The organism is Flavobacterium sp. KBS0721, assembly GCF_002007065.3.
GTDB lineage: Bacteria > Bacteroidota > Bacteroidia > Flavobacteriales > Flavobacteriaceae > Flavobacterium > Flavobacterium piscis.
Map to the genome: position 1 here is coordinate 3273857 of NZ_CP042170.1, position 17603 is coordinate 3291459.

At 31.8% G+C, this 17603-nt stretch carries 21 protein-coding genes; 6 read left to right on the forward strand and 15 right to left on the reverse strand.

What is annotated here, in order from left to right:
• Position 1: 1 nt before the first annotated feature.
• The 8 genes from B0M43_RS14290 to B0M43_RS14325 all read right to left on the reverse strand — a co-directional run bounded on the left by B0M43_RS14290 (position 2) and on the right by B0M43_RS14325 (position 7293).
• Positions 2-1513 (reverse strand): WG repeat-containing protein, encoded by a 1512-nt coding sequence (locus tag B0M43_RS14290; RefSeq protein ID WP_078008719.1) that lies wholly within the window; start codon positions 1511-1513, stop codon positions 2-4.
• A gap of 85 nt (positions 1514-1598) precedes the next feature.
• The gene (locus B0M43_RS14295) at positions 1599-1874 is read right to left on the reverse strand and encodes an ATP-dependent Clp protease adaptor ClpS (RefSeq protein ID WP_078008718.1); all 276 of its coding nucleotides are present in this window, start codon (positions 1872-1874) and stop codon (positions 1599-1601) included.
• Positions 1875-2155: 281 nt separating this feature from the next.
• A complete protein-coding gene (prmA, locus tag B0M43_RS14300) occupies positions 2156-2989 on the reverse strand; it encodes a 50S ribosomal protein L11 methyltransferase (RefSeq protein ID WP_065449555.1) in 834 nt (277 codons plus the stop codon).
• Between the two features lie 147 nt (positions 2990-3136).
• Positions 3137-3889 carry a triose-phosphate isomerase gene (gene tpiA, locus B0M43_RS14305; RefSeq protein WP_078008717.1) on the reverse strand — a complete coding sequence of 251 codons (753 nt, stop codon included), beginning with the start codon at positions 3887-3889 and terminating at the stop codon, positions 3137-3139.
• Positions 3890-3979: 90 nt separating this feature from the next.
• Positions 3980-4474: a TlpA disulfide reductase family protein gene (locus tag B0M43_RS14310; RefSeq protein WP_078008716.1), complete on the reverse strand. Its 495-nt coding sequence runs from the start codon at positions 4472-4474 to the stop codon at positions 3980-3982.
• 418 nt (positions 4475-4892) lie between these two features.
• Positions 4893-5333: a hypothetical protein gene (locus B0M43_RS14315; RefSeq protein ID WP_078008715.1), complete on the reverse strand. Its 441-nt coding sequence runs from the start codon at positions 5331-5333 to the stop codon at positions 4893-4895.
• 248 nt (positions 5334-5581) lie between these two features.
• Entirely contained in the window at positions 5582-6682 is a 1101-nt protein-coding gene (locus tag B0M43_RS14320) for a BT_3928 family protein (RefSeq protein WP_065449559.1), read from the reverse strand.
• Between the two features lie 71 nt (positions 6683-6753).
• A complete protein-coding gene (locus B0M43_RS14325) occupies positions 6754-7293 on the reverse strand; it encodes a DUF1599 domain-containing protein (RefSeq protein WP_078008714.1) in 540 nt (179 codons plus the stop codon).
• A gap of 224 nt (positions 7294-7517) precedes the next feature.
• Here B0M43_RS14325 and folP point away from each other — a divergent pair, with 224 nt between their 5' ends.
• Both folP and B0M43_RS14335 read left to right on the forward strand, forming a co-directional pair.
• On the forward strand, positions 7518-8342 hold the full coding sequence (folP, locus tag B0M43_RS14330; protein WP_078008713.1) for a dihydropteroate synthase: 825 nt from the start codon (positions 7518-7520) through the stop codon (positions 8340-8342).
• A 150-nt stretch (positions 8343-8492) separates the two neighbouring features.
• Positions 8493-9125, forward strand: coding sequence for a hypothetical protein (locus B0M43_RS14335; protein ID WP_078008712.1), 633 nt, complete (start codon positions 8493-8495; stop codon positions 9123-9125).
• A 43-nt stretch (positions 9126-9168) separates the two neighbouring features.
• Here the strand turns inward: B0M43_RS14335 and rlmH are convergent, their stop codons facing one another.
• From rlmH to B0M43_RS14365, 6 genes are all read right to left on the reverse strand, one after another.
• On the reverse strand, positions 9169-9642 hold the full coding sequence (gene rlmH, locus B0M43_RS14340) for a 23S rRNA (pseudouridine(1915)-N(3))-methyltransferase RlmH (RefSeq protein WP_029269532.1): 474 nt from the start codon (positions 9640-9642) through the stop codon (positions 9169-9171).
• 85 nt (positions 9643-9727) lie between these two features.
• The gene (locus B0M43_RS14345) at positions 9728-10030 is read right to left on the reverse strand and encodes an antibiotic biosynthesis monooxygenase (protein ID WP_078008711.1); all 303 of its coding nucleotides are present in this window, start codon (positions 10028-10030) and stop codon (positions 9728-9730) included.
• Between the two features lie 152 nt (positions 10031-10182).
• Entirely contained in the window at positions 10183-11598 is a 1416-nt protein-coding gene (locus B0M43_RS14350) for an adenosine deaminase (RefSeq protein WP_078008710.1), read from the reverse strand.
• A 232-nt stretch (positions 11599-11830) separates the two neighbouring features.
• The gene (locus B0M43_RS14355; protein WP_078008709.1) at positions 11831-12115 is read right to left on the reverse strand and encodes a GNAT family N-acetyltransferase; all 285 of its coding nucleotides are present in this window, start codon (positions 12113-12115) and stop codon (positions 11831-11833) included.
• A 6-nt stretch (positions 12116-12121) separates the two neighbouring features.
• Complete coding sequence (locus B0M43_RS14360; RefSeq protein WP_078008708.1) at positions 12122-12517, reverse strand: OsmC family protein; 396 nt, start codon at positions 12515-12517, stop codon at positions 12122-12124.
• A 3-nt stretch (positions 12518-12520) separates the two neighbouring features.
• Positions 12521-13402, reverse strand: a complete 882-nt coding sequence (locus B0M43_RS14365) for a pirin family protein (RefSeq protein ID WP_078008707.1) — start codon at positions 13400-13402, stop codon at positions 12521-12523.
• Between the two features lie 241 nt (positions 13403-13643).
• On the opposite strand from B0M43_RS14365, the gene B0M43_RS14370 reads away from it, so the two are divergent.
• A complete protein-coding gene (locus tag B0M43_RS14370; protein ID WP_078008706.1) occupies positions 13644-13919 on the forward strand; it encodes a hypothetical protein in 276 nt (91 codons plus the stop codon).
• Between the two features lie 47 nt (positions 13920-13966).
• On the opposite strand, the gene B0M43_RS14375 is transcribed toward B0M43_RS14370, so the two are convergent.
• Complete coding sequence (locus B0M43_RS14375) at positions 13967-15067, reverse strand: DNA alkylation repair protein (RefSeq protein ID WP_078008995.1); 1101 nt, start codon at positions 15065-15067, stop codon at positions 13967-13969.
• Between the two features lie 236 nt (positions 15068-15303).
• On the opposite strand from B0M43_RS14375, the gene nadC reads away from it, so the two are divergent.
• The 3 genes from nadC (at position 15304) to B0M43_RS14390 (ending at position 17594) form a co-directional block, all read left to right on the forward strand.
• Positions 15304-16161, forward strand: coding sequence for a carboxylating nicotinate-nucleotide diphosphorylase (nadC, locus tag B0M43_RS14380; RefSeq protein WP_078008705.1), 858 nt, complete (start codon positions 15304-15306; stop codon positions 16159-16161).
• A gap of 79 nt (positions 16162-16240) precedes the next feature.
• The gene (locus B0M43_RS14385; RefSeq protein ID WP_065449569.1) at positions 16241-17161 is read left to right on the forward strand and encodes a YihY/virulence factor BrkB family protein; all 921 of its coding nucleotides are present in this window, start codon (positions 16241-16243) and stop codon (positions 17159-17161) included.
• A gap of 4 nt (positions 17162-17165) precedes the next feature.
• A complete protein-coding gene (locus B0M43_RS14390) occupies positions 17166-17594 on the forward strand; it encodes a DUF2147 domain-containing protein (RefSeq protein WP_065449570.1) in 429 nt (142 codons plus the stop codon).
• Positions 17595-17603: the final 9 nt, after the last annotated feature.

Here is a 17603-nt window from a genome sequence, read left to right on the forward strand (position 1 = left end):
ATTATTTTTTTTCTTTAGAAAAATCAACCGGATAGAATTTTGGTGTTTTTTGATTTTTAATTCCAAATTTAATAACCTCTTTAATTATTTTAAATGAATCATATTTTAACTCTAAAAGGATTTTATTATCAGCGTTTACAATTCCGTATTTTTTGTTTTTTTGAACAATGAATTCTCCGGTAGCATAGATTTCGGTAATGAAATCAAATTCAGACGGAATTGCAATTTTGTTTTGATTGCTAATGACACCAAATTTATTTTCGTTTTTGAAAATTTGATAGTTGCTTTTTGAAAATCCGTCAAAGTTAAATTTATCTTTAACAAATTCACCAGCAAATATTTCGGTTTCATAGTAAGCGTTATCTCCAATTGTAAGAAGATATTTTCTTGAATTTTTTACGGCAAAAATTTTATTTTGAGACACATTATAAAAATCGTAATCTTCCGGAATTATAATTGCACCTTGAGATGAAAACATCCCATTTTTGTTTTCCTGGTTAGCTGAAATATAATAGTTAGAATGTTGTTCTAAGTGTCTATAAGTAATAGGAATTATTTCTTTCTCTAAAAATGGATTTATTACACCGTTTAAATCTCCTTTACGGGCAAAATATTGATTATGAAATGAAATACTATCTTTATAAAAAGCCGAAAAAATGTAGTCATAAATTAAAGGTTTTAATAAAGAATCCTTTTTAGTAATGAGACCACTTTTTTTATTATTACTTACAATATAAATTGAATTCGATGGTGAAATTTCGTCGTATTTGCATTGAATCTCATAGTGGCCTGAAGAATTTATTATACCTTTTTTCTTTGTAATTGTATTTTTGATAAGATAAGAATCGGATGCAAATACTCTTTCGAATTGATGATCTTTAATGGAGTTTAAAATTATATTTCCCTGATCATCAATTATCAAAGTGTTTTTGTTTGCAAGTGTTACAATAGATTTTTTATATTTAAAATACTCAATATCTGTCGCTTTAAAATTGGTAAACTGCTTTCCTTTAGCATCAAATAAATCAATTGCATTGTTAGTCTGAACAAATAAAATACCATTATCATTCATGATATAATCGTATTTTATAGGCAAAATGGTGCTGTTTTCAATATCAACAACACCTGTTTTGTTGTTTTTTGACACTCTGATGAGACCATTTCCTAAATAAAAAATATCATCGTGTTCAAATGGAATTTTTACATTGTTGTGTAAGTCAATAAAACCCCTTTTATATTTTTTATTTACAATTTTTGCAGCTTCAAAAAGGTTTTTAAGATCTTTTTTATTGTCAATATATTCATAAACAGGTTTAATGACTACGTTTCCTATGCTGTCTATCAATCCCATTTTATTATTGAAAGTTCGAAATACAGCATAGTTATTTTCGAATTTATAGACATATTCGTATGTTTTATTTTCGATTAGCTTTTTTCGAAGAGGCTCAAATTTTGATTGGCCTTTTGAAATAAAAGGCAATAATAACAAGATTAAAAGTCTTATGATTCTCATTTATTTCAGATGATTTGAAATAAAAACGCATTCTATTCAGTTTTAGTGTAAAACAAAATAGAATGCGTTTTAAGTTATTGGTAATTTAAACAATTTCGGCGCTAAGTCCAGCTTCCAGAAGTTGTGTGCATTGAGGTTTTAATTTGTCAATTGGACCTGTTTTTACAGTGCATTTTCCGTTGTAATGTACAATTAGGGAACATTGTTCTGCTTGTTCAGGTGTGTGACTGCAAACACGCATTAAAGTATCAATTACGTGATCAAAAGTGTTTACATCGTCGTTATAAACAATGATTTCGTTATTAAAAACCGTCGCTTCTTTTTCGCGAACTCTTTCTCTTACTTTTTCTTTAGTACTCATGTTTTTAGGTTTTTGTACTTTTTGTAATTATTAATTTTTGTTTATCAAAGATTAAAAAGGATTCTCAAAGAATATAAAATTCACGCAGATTTAAAAAGATTAAATCACCGCAAATTATTTTAATAAATCGAATTAATCTTCTTCAATCTGTAAAATCTGCGTAAACAAAATCTTTTTAATCCTTTGTCTGTGGATTTGTTTTTATTAAAACTTTCACAGATTTTGTAAGTTCGCTAAATATTTAAATTTCTGAGTTTGTTTATAGATAGAAAATCAACTATCTAATTTACGTATTTTAAGGAAACCCAGTTGTTTCTTTGAAACTTTTTAACATATGTTAGCCCTTTTTCTGTGCATGAAGCATCAATAAACGGAATGTCTTCTTCATAAAATCCGCTAAACAATATGATACCGCCTTTATTTAAACAATCAACATAACTCTGCATATCATTCAGCAAAATATTACGATTGATGTTAGCAATGATCAAATCATATTTTTTACCCGCTAATAAAGCCGCATCGCCTTCGTAAACCGAAATATGTTTACAATTATTGCGTTCCGCATTTTCGATAGAATTCAGATAGCACCAATTGTCAATATCAATTGCATCAATAGGCTGAGCGCCTTTCATTTCGGCAAGAATGGCTAAAATCGCTGTTCCGCAACCCATATCAAGTGTTTTAAGTCCTTCAACATTCATCTCTAATAAATGCTGAATCATCATATGAGTAGTTTCGTGGTGACCCGTACCAAAACTCATTTTTGGCTCGATTACGATATCATATTCAGCATTGGTTTTTGGGTGAAAAGGAGCGCGAACATGGCATTTTCCGTCTACATCAATTGCTTCAAAATTCTTTTCCCATTCTTCGTTCCAGTTTACCTGATCGATTTCTTCAACTGTATATTCAATTTTAAACTCTTCAGATTCTAAAATATAAATGCCATCAAGAATATTCTCATCCCATAAATCTTTTTTTACATAAGCTGAAATTCCTGTTTCAGTTTCTGTAAAAGTCTCAAACGCTTTCTCGCCTAATTCAGCAATTAAAATTTCTGAACCCGGTTCTTTTGGTTCAATCGTAAAATGGTATCCTAAATATATATTCGACATAAATAATTTTTTTGCAAAGGTAATAATAGAAAGTAGAAGTTGCTTATAATTATGGGAGAACATTATTAATTTAAGAATTATTTAATGCACAAAAAAAGCGTTCGAAAAACGAACGCTTTATATTATAATTAGCTGTTAAATCTAAATTTAGATAGCTGTTACGATAGCTAAGAAGTCATCTGCTTTTAAAGCAGCACCACCAATTAAACCACCGTCTACGTCTGGCTTACCAAAGATTTCTTTAGCGTTATCCGGTTTTACAGAACCACCGTATAAAATAGAAACTTCGTCAGCAATATCAGCTCCGTAAGCTTTACGAACAACTTCTCTGATGAATTCGTGCATTTCCTGAGCTTGTTCAGGTGAAGCAGTTTCTCCGGTTCCAATTGCCCAAACAGGCTCGTAAGCTAAAACCACTTTAGACCATGATTCTTTTGCAATTTGAAATAATCCGTCACGTAATTGGTTTTCAACAATATTAAAATGATTATCTGACTGACGGTCTTTTAATTCTTCTCCAAAACAGAAAATTACTGTTAAGTCATGTTTTAATGCAGTGTCTACTTTATTAGCGATTAAAGCATCAGTTTCGTGAAAAATTGCGCGACGCTCAGAGTGACCAAGAATTACGGTGTTTACACCAATACTAGTTAACATATCAGCAGAAATTTCTCCTGTAAAAGCTCCACCTTCAGCCTGGTGAACGTTTTGAGCGGCAACACCAATAGTTGTGTTTTTAACTTTAGCAACTGCTGCCTGTAAGTTTACAAATGTTGGAGCTACAATTACCTGAGCAGTAGTTTGAGCTGGTATTTTAGTAATTAATTCGCTTAATAATTCTTCAGTTTGCGCTGCGTTTTTATGCATTTTCCAGTTTCCTGCAACAATCTTTTTTCTCATTTTGGTAGTTTTTATTTTATTTTTTTATTTTTTGTTCTGCGTTATATAACATTGACATTGGATTTTGCAATTACCATTGTTATTATTTTTTTATTTCAGGCTTTTTAAAGTTTCATTGATTTTATCAAAATCCTTTTCAATGGCACGATACAATACAATTTTTCCTGTTTTATCAACGATGATATATCTCGGAATCCAATCCAGATCAATTGCTTTTCCAAAAAGGCCTTTCATACCGTCATTCATCATAAAATGATCACCTTTTAATTCGTGTTTTTCAATTCCTGCTTTCCATTTTTCAGCTGTTTTATCAGCAGATAGGAATAGGTACGAAACATTAGGATTATTGGCTTGTAACTCTTTTAATTGTGGCATTGCTTTTACACAATCTCCGCACCATGAAGCCCAAACTTCGATAACCAAAGTTTTACCTTTGTATTTTTTTAAAATATTTTTGAAAGTAACCTGACTTTCATCAGTTGCTAATAATTTTTCAGACAAAGCTTCTTTAGAAAAACTTGTTTTCTGAGCTTGTGAGCATGAAAATGTAATAAAGGCAATTACAACAAGGGCTAATTGTTTCATACGTAGATACTATTTGTTTTTTTTAATTCTAATCGAAGACCCTCTTTATACTATTAATTATTAGTTTTAAATCCTAATGATTTCAGGTAATAAAAGATCATCAACAAAGTTAAACAAACAAATTGAATGAGAAATGGAGATTAACAAAAATTGAACAGTCCTATATTTTATAACAAAAGATAAAAATTAGGTTAAAAAAACGAGAGTGAAATCGTAATAGTAGAGCAACAAAATACAAATTTTGATGTAATTTTTGATTTAATTAAAAAACAGATCACAAAAAAGTTTTGTTTTAATTTAAAATCTTTTCATTTTAGACCAAAAAAACGTCTGGAAAAAGTCTTTTTCAAGAAAAGGAATTCCTTGTATTTTTTTCGAAAAGAAGAATGAAAATAGTAATGTAGTTTACTTTATGAAGTTAGTCAAGAGAGGCCAGAACATTATAAACTCCTGACGTTTTATCCCGCTTAAATGTTGTATTGGTAATCTCAACATTTTTATATTCAAAATTTACACCTTTTTTTACCAAAATGGCATCTACATGAAGTTCAAAAATACTTTTGTCCCCCACATTTATCGAATAGTTGACATCTTCACTTTCTCGTCCCACATTTTCAAGAACGATTATGTTTAAATTGTTATCAGATACAAAATGATGTTTTACGACATCGTCAGAATCCAGATTTTTTACTGTGATTTTTTTCGCGTCATATGTTTTGTTGGAGAAGACATTTTCTCCCTTATGATCTAAAATTTGAAAAGCGAATGTTTCAGGTGCTGTTAGGTTATCCGTGATATCAGCTTGACTATTACATCCAATAAGTAAAAAAATAAATACGAGGCTCGACAATTGTTTCATAGTTATTGATTTAAATTAACAATTTCTAAGATTAACAAAAGGTACGGCTTAAAATTTATATTTTTTAGCAGAGAATGTTATTTTAACGTATTTTTTAGTTTAAATTATGATTGCATTTGGTTGCTTTTGCTGGGGATAATTCATTAATATGTGTTAGGTTAATATTCAATTCTGTTCGTTTTTAAATAAAAAAAAACACCAATTCAACTATAGAAGAATTGGTGTTTCTGAATTTTAGTTTTGATGTGTTATAACTTCAAATCCTTAATATCATTATAATGAACTTTTTGAATTATAGTTCCGTTTTGTATCACAACAATGCTAGGATTTGCTCTTTCTACCGTTTTTAGCGCTGTAGCATCACAGAAATAAAAATCAGTATCTAAGCCATATTGTTTCTTCGCTTTTGCAATTTCATCCGCCCCGGAAGCTGTCATTGCAATTACTTTGTATCCTTTTGCTTTTGCATCTTTGCTTAAGCTTTGTAATTTTTTCATTCCGTCAGGATTAGACAAGGCCAAATCATACGTTACAAAAACGAGTAATTTAGGTTCTTGTAATAATTCTTCTTTGTAATCAGAATCCTCTTTTACCATTGTAAAATCATGAATTGGCGGAATATAACCTTCAGTAATTACTTTGTCTTTTCTGTCTACAAAAGTTGCGCCTTCAGGAATATTGGCCAGATCTTTTTCTGTAAATTCTTTGTCAACTCCATTTACTTTGTAGATAAAAATCATTTCAACTACAGATTTTGGCGCGCCTTCAGGAATTTCCATTCCTTTTTCGATATTCGTTCCCACTTTGTAAGGACGGAAATCCTTTATAGGATTATGATTTAAAACCCAAACTGCCATGAAAATACACAATACAACACTTGCGTAAGTAATAATGTTTGTTACTGCACTTGAGAATAAAGGTTTTACTAGTTTTTTATTAATGAATAAAATCAGAATAAAGAATAGTAAAACAATGTCTTTTGTAAAGGATTGCCAAGGCGTTAAGTGCAAAGCGTCACCAAAACAACCACAATCTTTTACCACATCAAAATAAGCAGAGTAGAAGGTAAGGAACGTAAAGAAAACGATTAAAAGCAATAAAGCCCAAATCGTTAGTTTTGATTTGTACCCCACCAACAACATAACGCCCAAAACAACTTCAAGAATAACTAAAAAGATCGCTAATCCTAAAGCCAAAGGCTCTAAAAACGGCATATTGAAAACCGGTTCGCTAAAATATTCTGCCAGTTTATAAGAGAAACCAACTGGATCGTTCAATTTTATTAATCCGGAAATGATAAATAATACGCCGACAAATAGTCGGGAGAATTGAGTAATGATGTTTTTCATGGCATACAGTTTAAATTTAAATCCCAAATTATAATTTTAGACTTGGAATTTGGAATTTATCTTTTGGAATTTTATTTTATCGGTTCTAGTATCAATGCAAAAACAGCGTAATTAATCATGTCCTGATAATTAGCATCAATACCTTCAGAAACTAGAGTTTTACCTTTGTTGTCTTCAATTTGCTTTACGCGAAGTAATTTTTGCAGAATCAAATCGGTCAATGAACTTACACGCATATCACGCCATGCTTCGCCATAATCGTGATTTTTGGCTTCCATTAACTCTTTGGTTAGTTTTACTTTAGCATCATATAATTCAGTTGCTTGTTCAGCACTTAAGTCAGGCTGATCTACAACACCTAATTCTAACTGAATCAAAGCCATGATAGAATAATTGATAATTCCGATGAATTCTCCTTTTTCATCTTCATCAACTTTACGTACTTCGTTTTCCTGTAAACTTCTGATTCTTTGTGCTTTTATGAATATCTGATCAGTCAATGACGGAAGTCTTAAAATTCTCCACGCACTGCCGTAATCTGTCATTTTATTGATAAACAAGGTTCGGCAAACCGTGATTACATTATCAAATTCAAGGGAAGTATTCTTCATTTATTGCTGTATATTTGCTAAAATTTCTTCAAAAATAAGGATTAAATTAAAGAGTTTCAAGTTTCAGGTTTTCTTTGTTTCAAGTTTTTTCTAAACAAAGTGTTAACGGCGGTAACTTGAAACTAAAAAATAATGTTTCAGGTTTCAGATTTAAAGTTGCAAGTTCGAGAACTTACGCAATCTGAATCAACTTGAGACTGGAAACAAATAAAACTTGAAACAAAATGTTTATTAACTGCAAAGGCGAACTTATAGATTTATCGATTCCTAAAGTAATGGGAATTTTGAATGTTACGCCAAATTCCTTCTTTGACGGAGGAAAATATAAAAACGAAGACGAAATTATTTCTCAGGTTGATAAAATGTTTTCCGAAGGCGCTACATTTATAGATATTGGTGCCTATTCAAGCAAACCAAGCGCTGAATTCATTACTGAACAAGAAGAAATTGATCGAATTGTTCCTGCAATCGAATTGATTTTAAAACATTTTCCTGAAGCGTTATTATCGATTGATACTTTTAGGGCTTCCGTTGCAAAAGCCAGTATAGAAAGTGGTGCAGCGATTATAAACGACATTGCAGCAGGAGAATTAGACGATAAAATGTTTGATGTTATTGCCAAATACAATGTTCCATATATAATGATGCATATGCGAGGAAATCCGCAAACGATGCAGAGTTTGACTCAGTATGAAGATATTGTAAAAGAAATGCTTTTTTATTTTTCAGAGAAAGTTAGAAAAGCAAGAAGTTTTGGAATCAATGATTTAATCTTAGATCCAGGTTTCGGATTTGCTAAAACAACCGATCAGAATTATGAGGTTTTGCAAAAAATGGAACTTTTTAATGTATTAGAATTACCAGTTTTAGCGGGAGTTTCAAGAAAATCAATGATTTATAAAACACTTGGTAATACAGCACAAGAAGCCTTAAACGGAACAACAGTTCTGAATACAATTGCTTTGACAAAGGGCTCGAAAATTCTTCGTGTTCATGATGTGAAAGAAGCTGTGGAATGTGTTACTTTGATGAATAAAATAGGTTTATAAAATAAATAATCGTTTAGTTTGTCATTCCGAGGAACGAGGAATCTCCATGAGTTGCTCGACAAAGATTGGCGATTTTCTTTACGGAGTTTCTTGCGGAGATTCCTCGTTCCTCGGAATGACAAACTAGATGCTGAAAAAACAATAATAAATATGAAATACTTTACTCTAATTATCATTTTTCTTTTATTTTCCTGTGAAAAAAAAGAAGACGTTTTACTTCCAAAATCAAACATAACAATTGTGAAAGACGTAGAAGATCATTCACCAATTTATATCTTTTTTAAAATAGAAGGAAAAGATACAATTGCAGATGTAAACCGTAAAAACAGTATTATTTCGACCAATTGGCTTTTCAATATCGACAAACGTTTACCATTAAAATTGGTTATTCCCGAAGTAATAAAACTACAGGAGAAAAAACGAGCTGATAGTGCACACAAAAACGAAAACGCCGAAAACTACTATTCCTACGCAGATTCTATCGGGAAGAATTTAGCCTTTTTGCCTTTCACGAAAGTGTATTATAAAATTGGAAAACCAGAAAGTAAATTTGACATAATTTCATTCAGAAAAGGAAGTGATTTAGTTTCTTCAAATGGTTTGCAAATAAAGAAAACTGAATTTATAAAAGAATTTTATGCTAAGAAATATGAAGTAACACCAAACGTTGTCTTTTTATTTGATAAAAACATGAGTTACCAGGAATATATTCAAAACAAAATCTTAATTGGAAAATTTAAAGGCTATAATGTTGATGAACTTCCAATAGAATTTATTTTTTAGATAATTTTCAATTAGACAATTTCAACAAATTAACGATTAATCATTACTGATGATGATAAGGTTCATTTCGTAGAATAGTAAAGCCTCGATACAATTGTTCGATAAAAAACAATCGAACCATTTGGTGCGAAAACGTCATTAACGAAAGCGAAATTTTTCCTTGTGCTTTGCTATAAACGGTATCTGAAAATCCGTAAGGCCCGCCGATTACAAAAACAAGCGTTTTGATTCCGGAATTCATTTTCTTCTGCAATTCTTCAGAAAAACCAACGCTTGAGAAGTTTTTTCCGTTTTCATCCAACAAAATCAACTGATCGGTTGGGGTTAATTTCGACAGAATCAATTCGCCTTCTTTTTCCTTTTGCTGGCTTTCAGATAAATTCTTTACGTTTTTGATATCGGGAATAATCTCCAAATCGAATTTGATGTAAAACGACAAACGTTTGGTATAATCATCAATCAAAGTTTGAAGTGATTTGTTATCTGTTTTGCCTATGGCGATAAGTTTGATATTCATTTTAATGTTTTTTTGCCACGAATTTCACGAATGAGCACGAATTAAAAAATCTGTGGTAATCCGTTTGATCCGTATAATCTGTGGGCTATTTTTTATTCTCAAAAACGGTTTCGAAATGTTCTACAACAGGAAACGGTTCGTAATAATGATGTAAAATCTTTTTCCATTCCAGATACGCTTCAGAGTTTCTGAAACCTACTGTGTGATCTTCAAGCGTATTCCAGTCGACTAGTAAAAGATATTTGTTTTCGACTTCGAGACATTTCTCTAAACGATGACCTAAATAGCCATTAATAGAGGAAATGTATTGACTTGCTTTTGCAAAATCAGTTTCAAATTGATTTGATAAATCAGTTTTTACGTAAAGGAATGCGGCTTCTAAAATCATAATAATTATATTTTTTATCTGCTAAATCTGCGAGAAAAAATTAGCTCCAGCAGATTTAGCAGATTTTTTTTGATATTTCGAAATAAAGAATCTGCGTGAATCCGTTTTAACCTGTTTAAATCCGTGTGCCATCTTTACTCACAGAGAAGTTTTTAGTTCTTAGAAAATTTATCTTCAAAAGTTTTAAATCTTGTATCCAAATCTTTCAATAATTGCTTTTTCACAGCTGCATCCTGAATAAAACTATAATTAATACTGTTGTAAACGTATTGTTTTATTGTAGCGTACGAAACATCAGGATATCTTTTGGCTAATAAAACATATTGCTCTGTCATATTGGTTCTTAAAATTCCAGCATCGTCTGTACTGATTACGATTGGCACATTAAATTCTTTGTAAAGTGTAAACGGATGTCTGTTTTCTTTTACTTTCAAAATGAATTCGTTACTCGTTAAGTTAATCTCAATCGGAATGTTGTTTTTTGCCATATAGCGCAATAAGTCGTATGAATTGGCTTCGTACGCAATATCAACTCCGTGACCAATTCTGTTTGCTCCTGCAACGTAAATCGCATCGTTTATGTGCCACGTTAAATCCTCCGGTTGCACTAAACCAAGAGTCAATTCGCCTGCATGAAGCGTATATTTTACATCTGGATATTTTGAGTGGCAATATTTGAACATTAACATATGCAACCAATAATCTTTCATAGAATTTTCGCCGTGTTCCGGAGAAACAATGTTTACACCAGCAACCAGTTTACTATCGTTTGCAGAGAGAAAAGCAATGGTAAGATTCTTGAATAAATCAACCGGATCCATAAAACGAAGTACAAAATTTTGATAACGCATGGTAAATTTGTCGTCGTCAATTTTTAAGTCTTTATGCAATTTTGCTATAAAATTGTTGTTGAAATCTGAGGCGTATTTTTTAGCATCTTTCTTTTGAATCGATTTATACAATTCGTCTAAAAGTTTCAGAACTGCTTTTTCATCTCGTTGACTTGCTGCCTGACGCAATTTCGAATTAAAATCGGTTAAATCAGAAACATTCATATCGCACGGAATCGTTGATAATTGTGTTTCGATGTAACTCACATTTTCAGCAATGGCACGTTTTTTTAGTTCGAGCATTCCTTCTGCAAAATGTCCTTGAATAGTAGGTTCAAATTTTTGAAAAGAATCAAAAAACTGATCGTCAGAAGGAACAGAACCATTATAGTCTTTAACCGACCAGGTTTGCATGATTTGCTGTTCGTAATAATCCAGTTTTTTGAGTTTTTTTATACTATCGAAATTTATCCAGTTTCCTTTTTCAGGTTTGGTTTCAGAAACTGCCAGAGTTTCTAAATTCAAATAAAAATTTTTTGCAATCGCTCTTTCTAAAAGAGGTTCTGCATAAACTGATCCTGAAAAATGATGGTGTAAATCGCCGCCTTTTGGCATTTGTTGAAAGAAAGCTGTTAAGAGAGCTTCGTTATTTCTGATTTTATTTAAATAATTTTCAGCCGTTTGAGAAAAGCCGATTTGTGCTATGAAAAAACAGAAAAGTGTAATTATCCTTGACATACTCTAAGTTTAAATTACATGCAAATATAATGGTTTTTGAGGAGATTTTAAAATTTGATTTTCTGGATGGGATTTTACCGCAAAGAACGCAAGGTTTTTTATCTGTAAGATTTAATATAAACGCAAAGTTCGCAAAGCTTTACCTAAAAACTTTGCGAACTTTGCGTAATTCGTTGCGAACTTTGCGGTTAAAAAAAACTTAGCACCTTAGCATCTCAGAAACTTAGTGTCTTTAAGAAAAAAGCACATCGTGAATTTCATCTGTTTTATCAAAAACGCTTTTTGCAAAAGGACAAAGCGGAATGATTTTTAAATTATTGTTTCTCGCATAATCAACGGCAGCTGTAAGCAGTTTTTTCCCAACTCCTTTTCCGTTGTATTCTTCACTTACTTCTGTATGGTCAATTATGAATTTAGAATCTCCAGCCCAGGTGTAGGTCATTTTTCCGGCTTCTTTTCCTTCTTCTACAGCTTCAAAATGGCCTCTTCTTGTATCGTTTATTTGTTTGATTTCCATGATTATTTATACTAATGAGGTTTCTATTTTAATTGTATTTACTAGAGTTTTATGAACAGGACAGCTGTTCGCAATTTTCAAGATTCGTTGTTTTTGTGCATCGTCTACATTCCCTGTAATTAGGATTTTCGTTGCAAACAAAGAAACGGTATGCTCTTCATTTTTTTCAAAATCTACCCAAATACTAAGTTCTGAAACATCCCAGCCTTTGCGGTCAATATACATTCGTAATGTAATTAAAGTACAAGAAGCCAGAGACGAAGCCAGAAGTTCAAAGGGACTAAAACCTAAATTTTTTCCGCCCATTTCCTGTGGTTCATCTGAAATAAGAATGTTACCCGTTTTAGAGGTTATTTCGGTACGATATTTTCGTGTATCAATGGTTGCTTTAATGGTATCCATAATTTATTTGATTCTAGGTTCAGGTAATGGAACAAATTCAGTTTCGCCGGGAACTTTCGGGAAAGTTTGTTCGGTCCAGTCTTTTTTAGCTTTTTCGATTAGGCTTTTATCTGAGGAAACAAAATTCCAAAAGATAAAATGTTCTTCAGGAAACGGTGTTCCTCCAAAGATGTATACCGTAGAATTCTCGGCTATTTCAAACTCGCATAAAGTGCTGTCGTTTGTAATAAGAATTTGTTTCGGATCATAAACATGTTCGCCACTTTTGATACTTCCTTCAAGAATATATAAACCGCTTTCGCCGAATAAATGATTGCCGATATTTATTTTTTTAGCCTCTTTACTTTTTATTTCTATAAAATATAACGGACTGTAAACAGGAACGGGAGATTTTTTACCAAATGCTTCTCCGGCAATCAATTTGTATGAAACACCATCTTCTTCCCAAGCCGGAATATCATCTGCTTCAACATGTGTGAAATTCGGCTCCATTTGCTCTAATTCTTTTGGCAAGGCTACCCAAATTTGCAATCCGTGAAGGATTTTATCTGAATGTCTTAAGTATTCAGGTGTTCTTTCAGAATGTACGATTCCTTTTCCGGCCGTCATCCAGTTTACGGCTCCGGGTTTTATTTCCAATTCGGTTCCTAAACTGTCGCGGTGCATAATGCTTCCTTCAAACAAAAAAGTAAGAGTCGAAAGTCCGATATGCGGATGTGGCGGAACATCCATATTTTCATGATCACTTAAATGTGCAGGTCCCATATGATCGATAAAGACAAATGGTCCAACAGCTCTTTTTTCACGGAAAGGCAATAATCGGCCTACCATAAAATTGCCAATGTTGGCAGCACGTTCTTCGATAATTAAACTGATATTTGACATGGTTATTTTGATTTGATTTGAAAACAAAATTACAGTTGTGATAGAAATCTGTAACTTAATTTAGATTAAGAAATTGTTTTTAGATTTTAGTTTTATAAAAATAAGAAAAACCCAGAAGTTATTTTCTTGTATAGGTTAAATTTAAATGCATTTGAAAAGAAAATATAAAAACGGAAATAGATAATATCTTACTTTCGCAAAGTTAGCAACAAACAATCGGAACTTTGAACTCAAAATATAGATGAAAACATTTAAAAAAATAATTGGTATTATAATATTACTATTAGCAATCTTACTTTGCTTTCCTGCTTTTTACGCATTTCCAATCCAATTTGAAAACTGCAAGAAAAAATTTGAAAGTGGAGTGGTTGGTGCTCCAGGATATGCGATTGGATTTTTTATTTGTTTTGTATTATATGCACTTGTTTTATTTTTTTTAGTAAAATTAAGTATCAAGTTAATTAGAAAGAATAAAATTAATATTACGGCAATTGACGAAATAGGCATGAAGGAATAATAAAATATGAGATTCGACTGTAATGCAGTCGAAATAGTCTTTGAAATCTAACTAATCAATTCAAATTCTAAAGTCTCACTTTCATTTCCATTGATGATAATAGACAATTGATGCATTCCGGTATGAAAAACTCTTGTAGTAATAATTTTGAAAGACTGATTTCTATCCACCTTAATTAATTGATTGGGCTGATAAGTTTTCTCACTAATTTTAAAGACTTTTTTCGCCAAATGACCTTTTGATTTTTTGTAATGAACAGCATATTCTAAACGAACAGTTTTTACTTCGTTGTTTTTATTATTTAAATGAAATTGAAACTGCAGATAATCTCCAATCTTTACAACAGGAGTTTTAATTTCAAAATCAGAAAGTTCGATATTCGTGCTTTCTAAACCATAATGACTCAGAATTTCAGGATGTCCTTGTTTTAGTAAAGTACGAGCACCATGTTTGATGATTCCGTCTGTTTCTTTACTGTGATTTTTCCATTTATTGGCAATTTCTAATACAATCTGCGGATTATCTTTTGCAATATCATTCAGGTTATTGGCAACGCTTCTGCGAACATATTCTGATGGATCATTTTTCAGGTTTTCTAAAATGGGCAGGATAGAAGTTGGATCTTTCTTTAAGAACGGAATCGCCATTGCCCAGGGTAATCTTGGTCGGCTTCCTTCGCTTGATAATCTGCGTACGTGATGATTTTCATGCAAAGACCATTTTGTCATTTCGTCGATCATTTGTTCTTTGTACTTTAAAATAAAAGGACGAACGGCAAATTCGCAACTGATAAATTGAGTGATCGAAACAAAGGCTTTCGCCGAAGTTTTAAAATCGTCTAAGCCATACATTTCGATATAATCAGCAAAGAAAATAAAAGCCAGGTTACCATCAGTAAAATTATTTTTCTTCAGGCTTTCGATGATTTTATCAATTAAAACAACAGCTTCAGAAAAATTTTGTGGCATAAATTGATGCAACACAACCGTGGTGTGTTTCATACGTTCTTTCCATTCTTTTTGAGCAAAATCGCCTTCGTAAATCGTATCAATAAATTTTTGTTTATCGAAAGCACGATGTACTTCGGCCACAGCCTGAACAAATTTTTCGTAAAAAGTAACCGAGTAAATATCTTTAATTAAGCCCATGATCTTGTTTGAATGAACCTCAAAGATATTTAATGTTTTTTTGTTTTGAACTATTAAGTTTTTTGTTTTTTGAACCATTAAGATATTAAGTTGATAAAGAACGGTAGCTTAATTTTCTTAATATCTTAATGGTAAAAAAAAGACGTATTTTGCTGTTAAAAAATAAATTCACTTTAGTGTAGTTTTCAAATCCACAAAATATGTCCTACTTTAGCATCTCATAAAATTTAAGAAAAATGATTAGCGAAGTACAATTTCAAACCGAATTACAACTATTAATTAGCAATGCAATTCGCGAAGATGTAGGCACAGGCGATTATAGTTCATTGGCGTGTATTCCGGAAACGGCGCACGGTCAGGCCAAATTATTGGTGAAAGATCAGGGAATTATTGCGGGAGTTGCGCTTGCAAAAATGATATTTGAATATGTAGATCCAAAACTAAAAATCAAGACTTATATAGAAGACGGAACGCATGTAGAATATGGAGATGTGGTTTTTGAGGTTTCAGGAAGTTCTCAGTCTATTCTTAAGTCAGAAAGAGTAGTTTTGAATACGATGCAGCGTATGTCGGCAATTGCTACAAAAACAGATTATCTTATGCAGCTTTTGGAGGGTACAGGCGCTAAAATATTAGATACGCGTAAAACAACTCCAAATTTCAGAGTTGCAGAAAAGTGGGCTGTAAAAATAGGAGGCGGAGAAAACCACCGTTTTGCATTGTATGATATGGTGATGTTAAAAGATAATCATATTGATTTTGCAGGCGGAATAACTTTGGCGATAAAGAAAACCAAGGAATATTTGAAAGCGAATAACTTAGATCTTAAAATTATTGTTGAAGCCAGAAATCTGGATGAAATTCGTGAAATTCTTTTGAGTGACGGAGTTCACAGAATACTGATTGATAACTTTAATTATGAAGATACCAAAACAGCTGTTCAGTTAATTGCTTCAAAATGCCAAACAGAATCTTCGGGAAATATCAACGAAAAAACAATTCGTGAATATGGTTTGTGTGGCGTAAATTACATTTCATCCGGAGCTTTGACACATTCAGTTTACAACATGGATTTGAGTTTGAAAGCTTTTTAAGGAAATTATAAGTTTTGAGTTACGAGTTTTGAATTTTAAGGAAATCTAAAATCAGAACTCTAAAATCTAAAATAAAAATATGTCGAAAGAGATAGAAGACCGGATTGAAAAGTTGCCTTTAGTACGCAATTTGGCTCGACTTTTAAAAAAAATAAAGCTGCCTTGGCTCGAAGGTTTTTCGCTATATGATTTGCTCGAAATGTATACTTTAGGGATTCTTGAAGGAGCATTTTCTTATCATGCGAGTGCGGTATCTTTTAGTTTTTTCATGGCCTTATTTCCTTTTACATTATTTATTCTAAACTTAATTCCGTTTATTCCCATAGATAATTTTCAGGGAGATTTTTTGCTGTTTGTGCAGCAAAGTGTTCCGCCCAATACGTACGATGCGATTAATAAAATTATCAGTGATATTTTAAATAATAGTCATTCCGGGTTGTTATCATCGGGATTTTTACTTTCGATTTTTTTGATGGCAAATGGTATTAACGGAATCCTTAGTGGTTTTGAATCGTCTAAACACGTTTTTGATAAACGCGGTTGGTTTAGTCAATATTTAGTAGCGCTGGCCATTTCACTTGTTATGACTATTATACTATTTGTAACAGTGGCAACAATTGTTGTTTTTGAGGTGTTTATTCAAAAAACAATTATTCAGGATGTATTGAGCGATCGTATTCCTCTGATTATTTTGGGTCGATATTTGTTTGTTGTTTTAATGATTTTGATAACAACTTCAATATTATTGCGTTATGGTACAAAGCAATATAATAAAGTACCTTTTATAAGCATAGGATCTGTTTTTACGACCATATTAATTGTTATATCTTCGTTCTTTTTTGGGATTTGGGTTATAAAATTCTCAAAATACAACGAACTTTACGGCTCAATTGGTACATTATTGATTCTAATGTTTTATATTTGGATAAACTGTATGATTCTGCTTTTAGGGTTCGAATTGAATGCTTCTATCAGAAAATTAAAACAAAAAAACAAATAATATTATGAAAAATTGGATGTTAACTATTGGTGTGTTTTTCTTTGCATTGAGCATTCAGGCTCAAAGTGTTATTGGGAAATGGAAAACAATTGACGATGAAACCGGAGAAGCAAAATCTGTTGTAGAGATTTACGAAAAATCAGGAAAAGTGTATGGTAAAGTTGTAGAGATACTTCGCGCCGATCATAAAAAAGATGTTTGTACAAAATGTGAAGGAGCAGATAAAAACAAACCAATTTTAGGTTTAAATATTATTAACGGACTTAAAAAAGATGGTGATGAATATAGCGGAGGAACTATTTTTGACCCTACAAGTGGTAAAAAATACAAATGTTATATAACACTTGAATCTGCTGATAAGCTTAAGTTACGTGGTTATGTTGGAATTTCTATTATGGGAAGAACACAATACTGGACGAGAGTGAAGAATTAATTTTATTAA

Coding starts and splice junctions, on each gene's coding strand:
- tpiA (WP_078008717.1), bottom strand. CDS start 3,889: ATGAGAAAAAAGATTGTTGCAGGAAACTGGAAAATGCATAAAAACGCA.
- B0M43_RS14295 (WP_078008718.1), bottom strand. CDS start 1,874: ATGAGTACTAAAGAAAAAGTAAGAGAAAGAGTTCGCGAAAAAGAAGCG.
- B0M43_RS14355 (WP_078008709.1), bottom strand. CDS start 12,115: ATGGAAATCAAACAAATAAACGATACAAGAAGAGGCCATTTTGAAGCT.
- B0M43_RS14375 (WP_078008995.1), bottom strand. CDS start 15,067: ATGGGCTTAATTAAAGATATTTACTCGGTTACTTTTTACGAAAAATTT.
- B0M43_RS14350 (WP_078008710.1), bottom strand. CDS start 11,598: ATGTCAAGGATAATTACACTTTTCTGTTTTTTCATAGCACAAATCGGC.
- B0M43_RS14385 (WP_065449569.1), top strand. CDS start 16,241: ATGTCGAAAGAGATAGAAGACCGGATTGAAAAGTTGCCTTTAGTACGC.
- rlmH (WP_029269532.1), bottom strand. CDS start 9,642: ATGAATATCAAACTTATCGCCATAGGCAAAACAGATAACAAATCACTT.
- B0M43_RS14325 (WP_078008714.1), bottom strand. CDS start 7,293: ATGAAGAATACTTCCCTTGAATTTGATAATGTAATCACGGTTTGCCGA.
- B0M43_RS14310 (WP_078008716.1), bottom strand. CDS start 4,474: ATGAAACAATTAGCCCTTGTTGTAATTGCCTTTATTACATTTTCATGC.
- B0M43_RS14390 (WP_065449570.1), top strand. CDS start 17,166: ATGAAAAATTGGATGTTAACTATTGGTGTGTTTTTCTTTGCATTGAGC.
- B0M43_RS14290 (WP_078008719.1), bottom strand. CDS start 1,513: ATGAGAATCATAAGACTTTTAATCTTGTTATTATTGCCTTTTATTTCA.
- prmA (WP_065449555.1), bottom strand. CDS start 2,989: ATGTCGAATATATATTTAGGATACCATTTTACGATTGAACCAAAAGAA.
- B0M43_RS14315 (WP_078008715.1), bottom strand. CDS start 5,333: ATGAAACAATTGTCGAGCCTCGTATTTATTTTTTTACTTATTGGATGT.
- B0M43_RS14335 (WP_078008712.1), top strand. CDS start 8,493: ATGAAATACTTTACTCTAATTATCATTTTTCTTTTATTTTCCTGTGAA.
- nadC (WP_078008705.1), top strand. CDS start 15,304: ATGATTAGCGAAGTACAATTTCAAACCGAATTACAACTATTAATTAGC.
- B0M43_RS14370 (WP_078008706.1), top strand. CDS start 13,644: ATGAAAACATTTAAAAAAATAATTGGTATTATAATATTACTATTAGCA.
- B0M43_RS14365 (WP_078008707.1), bottom strand. CDS start 13,402: ATGTCAAATATCAGTTTAATTATCGAAGAACGTGCTGCCAACATTGGC.
- B0M43_RS14320 (WP_065449559.1), bottom strand. CDS start 6,682: ATGAAAAACATCATTACTCAATTCTCCCGACTATTTGTCGGCGTATTA.
- B0M43_RS14345 (WP_078008711.1), bottom strand. CDS start 10,030: ATGATTTTAGAAGCCGCATTCCTTTACGTAAAAACTGATTTATCAAAT.
- folP (WP_078008713.1), top strand. CDS start 7,518: ATGTTTATTAACTGCAAAGGCGAACTTATAGATTTATCGATTCCTAAA.
- B0M43_RS14360 (WP_078008708.1), bottom strand. CDS start 12,517: ATGGATACCATTAAAGCAACCATTGATACACGAAAATATCGTACCGAA.